The 4,195-nt window shown below is 69.7% G+C and carries 4 protein-coding genes; 2 read left to right on the forward strand and 2 right to left on the reverse strand.

From position 1 onward, the window contains the following. Both FXN61_RS47700 and FXN61_RS47705 read left to right on the forward strand, forming a co-directional pair. Window positions 1-1,262 (forward strand): alpha/beta hydrolase-fold protein (locus FXN61_RS47700; RefSeq protein WP_188136266.1); only part of this gene is annotated, 1,262 nt, incomplete at its 5' end. 91 nt (window positions 1,263-1,353) lie between these two features. Then, entirely contained in the window at window positions 1,354-2,805 is a 1,452-nt protein-coding gene (locus FXN61_RS47705) for a leucine-rich repeat protein (protein WP_167980375.1), read from the forward strand. Between the two features lie 16 nt (window positions 2,806-2,821). Here FXN61_RS47705 and FXN61_RS47710 read toward each other — a convergent pair whose 3' ends face one another. Further along, a complete protein-coding gene (locus tag FXN61_RS47710; RefSeq protein ID WP_167980376.1) occupies window positions 2,822-3,160 on the reverse strand; it encodes an AtuA-related protein in 339 nt (112 codons plus the stop codon). Next, window positions 3,147-4,195, reverse strand: a 1,049-nt coding sequence (locus FXN61_RS47715) for an acyclic terpene utilization AtuA family protein (protein WP_167980377.1), incomplete at its 5' end; no start/stop codon positions are given. The genes FXN61_RS47715 and FXN61_RS47710, both read right to left, overlap by 14 nt.

The following is a 4,195-nucleotide window of genomic DNA, read 5'->3' on the forward strand; positions in this document are numbered from 1 at the left end:
CCGGGCGCAACCCGGTCGTGCGCGCCGACCTCATCACCACCGTGACGCCGAGCGGCAACTGGCGCGTCACCGCGGTGGCCATCCGGTACGCGGATCGCATCGACTTGCGCGGCGGCACGATCCCGCCGGCCGCGTTCAAGGTCACCGCCACGGTCAACCGGCAGACCGCGCCCCGGACCGTGACCAGGGTCTACTCGAACACCGCGGCCGAGGTGGCTGATCGGGGTCGGCCGGGCGACCACCTGATCATCGAACTGGCCGCTGCCGATCCCAACGCGGCCGCGGCCGGCACCGACCCGTACCCGCTCGACCGCGCCTACGCGATCCGGCAGGTGGCGGACCTGACGACCCCGGAGGGCGGCATCGTCCTGCAGGCGAGCCCGCTCGCGGTCCGCAACGACAGCGTGCTCAACCCGGTGGTCGACGACTTCACCGCGGGCTCGTTCACCGACTCCGCCGGTTTCGAACTGGACTACCGGTTCTGCCAACCGGCGGACTTTCTGCGAGACCCCGGCCGGGACATCCGGTACCCGTTGGTCGTCACCCTCCACGGCGGCGGCGAGGTCGCCGACAACAACATGACCCAGCTGACCGCCAACCGGCTCGCGGTCACGTTCGCCACGCCGGACCGCCGGCGACGGCACCCCGCGTTCGTGCTCTCGCCGCAGATCCCGTCGCCGCGCCCGATGAACGGACCCGACGGCACGGACTGGACCGACCCGCGCGTCCAGCAGGCGACCGTCGAACTCGTCGACACGGTCACGGCCAGGTACCCCGTCGACACCGGCCGGATCTACCTCGTCGGCCCGTCGTCCGGCGGCCGCGGCGTGTTCAGCCTGCTGCCGAAGCACCCCGGCAAGTTCGCCGCGGCCATCGCCACCGCCGGCTGGGGTGATCCGTCCACAATGGACCGCATGGTCGACGTTCCGCTGTGGGCCGACCACTCGATCGACGACCCGGTCGTGCCGTACCGCGAGGGCCGGTTCGGCAAGCCGGGCACCTGGACGTTGATGAACGCGCTGGAGGCGGCAGGCGCCAAGGTGACCCGCGGCGAATGGGCCAACAACCTGCCGAAGGCGGAGTTCGAGGCACGGTCGCGGGAACTGCTGCGCACGGCCCGCGCGACGGGCAGCCACGTCCTGTTCACGAGTTACCCGGCGGGGACGACGGCGGTGAACCCGCACTTCTCGTGGGCGCAGACCTACGAGAACGACGTGATGATCGAGTGGCTGTTCGCCCAGTCACGTCGCCGCCCGAGCTGACCTTGTTGACGGCAAGTCTCGATGTTAACGTTCACATCTCCAACGTGATCAGGATTGCCCCTACCGACTCCGAAGCGACACAAACACCGATATGAAGCGAAAAACCATCCTTGCCGTCGTCGGCATCGTCCTCGCCGTGACGGGCGCCGGAGCGGTCGTCTTCGTTTCGGGCGGAAACTCCTCCGAGCCGCCGGCCGCCGTCGGCGGCGTCGCGACCGCTGAGTCCGATGTCGCTGGCTCAAGCCCCACCACGACGATCTCGTCGTCGCAGGTCTCCACCAGTCCAAGTGCGGAGCGGAAATCCGTTCGGGACGGAGGCCTGCCGTACTCGGACGGGGCGCTGCCCGAGGATCCGACCGCCGATCCCGGACCAGATCCGGTGTTCGCCAACGACCCCGACCTGCGCCGCAACGAGGGCTACAGCTTTCAGACCAGCAAGCCCGGTGATCACCAACTGGCCGAGGGGACCCTCGCGTTCCAGTACGACGTCACCACCAACGCCCTCAAAGCTCGGCTGGCCGAACGTAAACCGGAACTCGCCAAGGCGACCGGGATCGCGTTGTACCTCACCGGCGGCACAGCGCTCTCCGACGGCGACCTCGCCGCGCTGCAGGGCGTGCACCGCGACCTCGGCCTGAACAACCTCAGCCGGCTCCACGTCTACAACCTGCGCAGCATCCAGGGTGGACGGGAGTGCACCCCCGCGTCCGGGCTGCCGTGCGCGGGTCAGCAGGCCCGTGGCGGCAACTTCCCTTATCTCTGGCACAACGGCTGGTGGGGAACCTGGGTCAAGCAGCTCGTGCTCGACGACCTGGACGCGGTGCCCGACGGCGCGTTCAGCAACCACAACTTCAGCGAGGTGCGCCTGCGCGGCGCCCGGTCGATCGGCGTCATGGCCTTCGGCCACGCCCCGTACGCCAAGCTCAGCGTCCTGTACCTGCCCAGTGTCCGCACCATCGCCCACGACGCCTTCCGCCGCAACCAGTACCTGGTCAAGGTGAACCTGCCGAACGCGACCGAAGTCAACGACTTCGCGTTCGACGACGCCTCCCGGCTCCAGTACTTCGCCGCACCTCAGCTGCGGCGGCTCGGTCGCAACGCGTTGAACGACAGCCACGAGCTGGTGTCGGTCAACCTGCCCAAGCTGGAGTACCTGGGCATCAACTGCTTCGACCTGAACCACAAGCTGATCGGACTGCGCCTGCCGGCCCTCACCGAGATGGACAAGAACGCGGTCACCGGCTTCTCGAACCTGCGATGGGTCCACGCCCCTCGCCTCACCACCGTCTGGCACAACGCCATCACCAACAACGCGAAGCTGACCACAGTGGTCATACCTGCCGTCACCCGGCTCGGACCAGGCGCGGTCCGGGGCAATCCGGCCCTGACCGGGGTCCACCTCGGCTCGACACCGCCGAGGCAGGAGGCCGACGTCTTCACCGGAAGCACGAAGGCGACCGTCTACCACACCGGCGATCCTGCGGCGTGGGCGTCGTTCAAACCGTCTGGCGCCCCTGGGCTCGCGGTCCGTCCCGCACCCTGATCTCGCACCGGTTCGGTCATCGAGTGGCTGTTCGCGGTGACGGCGCACAGGCCATGTCGACAGGCATGGAGAGCAGGCGGGAGCTCAGCGACTTGCCGTGCGTGTCCAGCGCCAGCGAGGTCGTCACGCCGCCGTCGACGACCTGGTGGCACACGAAGTGCAGTGCCGCCAGGAGCGGCAGCTCGTAGCGCACCACGTCGCCGTCGACGAACTCCGCGAGGTGCGCGCGGACCCGCTCGGCGGTGACCTCGCGCAGCAACAGCGGGAAAAGCTGTTCGTCGTAAGGGAAAATCGACAGGGTCGCCACGTTCCCCTTGTCACCGGCGCGGCAGTGGGCGAGGTCATGGAGCAACATCGGCGGCCTCCAGGAGGGTGACCACGGGACGCACGCGTTCCCGTGGGATGAGGGTCGACGCGATCCCGATCACCTCGCCGATGTGCACCCGAACCCCACCGCCGCCGGCGGGACCGTTGGTGTACAACGACTCGACCTCGTCACCGATCGCTTCGAGCACCGCGTCGTCCCGGCTGATCGCGGCCACCCGCAGCCGGCAGTCCGTCTCCCCGCCGAGCACCTCGGCCCGCAGCGGCCGGCCGGACAGCCGGGTGGTGACGATCTCGCAGGCCAGAGCGGCCCGCGCGGCGGCGTTCGGGCCCACGTAGGAGATCTCGGCCTCGACCTTCTTCCCCGCCCGGTAGCCGACGCTCACCTTGAGCCGGTCAGGTCGAGTCGCCCCGCGAGCACCCGCGACCCGTACCCCGCCTGGGTGCTCGTCGACGGTGACCGCGCGTACGTCGAGCACGACGTCGGGCGTCTGATACGCGGCCGGATCGGTGATCTCGTACAGCAGTTGCTCCCGCACGGTCGAGCGGGACAGCACACCACCGGTGCCGGGCAGCTTGCCGAGTTCCGCCGTCCCGTCCGTGGCCACGTCGGCGAACGGGAAGCCGAGGCGGGCCAGATCGGGCACGTCCTGGTAGCCGGGATCGGCGAAGTAGCCGCCGGTGAGCTGCCCCGCGCACTCCAGCAGGTGCCCGACGACGGTGCCGGCGGCGGTCGTCTCGATGTCGTCGAGGTCCCAGCCGAGCCGGTGCGCGAGCGGCGCGAGGAACAGCGACGGGTCGGCGACCCGTCCGGTGATGACCACGTCCGCACCCGTGTCCAGCGCCATCAGGATCGCGTCCGCGCCGAGGTAGGCGTTCGCCGAGACGATCTCCCCGTGGTCGCGCAACGGGATGCCGTTCTCCCAGGCGGGAGCGTCCAGATCGACTTCGGCGAGCACGTCGTCCCCCGTCACGACGGCGACCGCGGCGCCTGCGCCGATCCGGTCCAGCAGCGCCCTGGTCACCCGGCCCGCGGCGAGCGGTTCGCCGCGCCCATGTTCGTCAG

This window comes from Lentzea indica, from assembly GCF_012184385.1.
GTDB classification, from domain to species: Bacteria; Actinomycetota; Actinomycetes; order Mycobacteriales; family Pseudonocardiaceae; genus Lentzea; species Lentzea indica.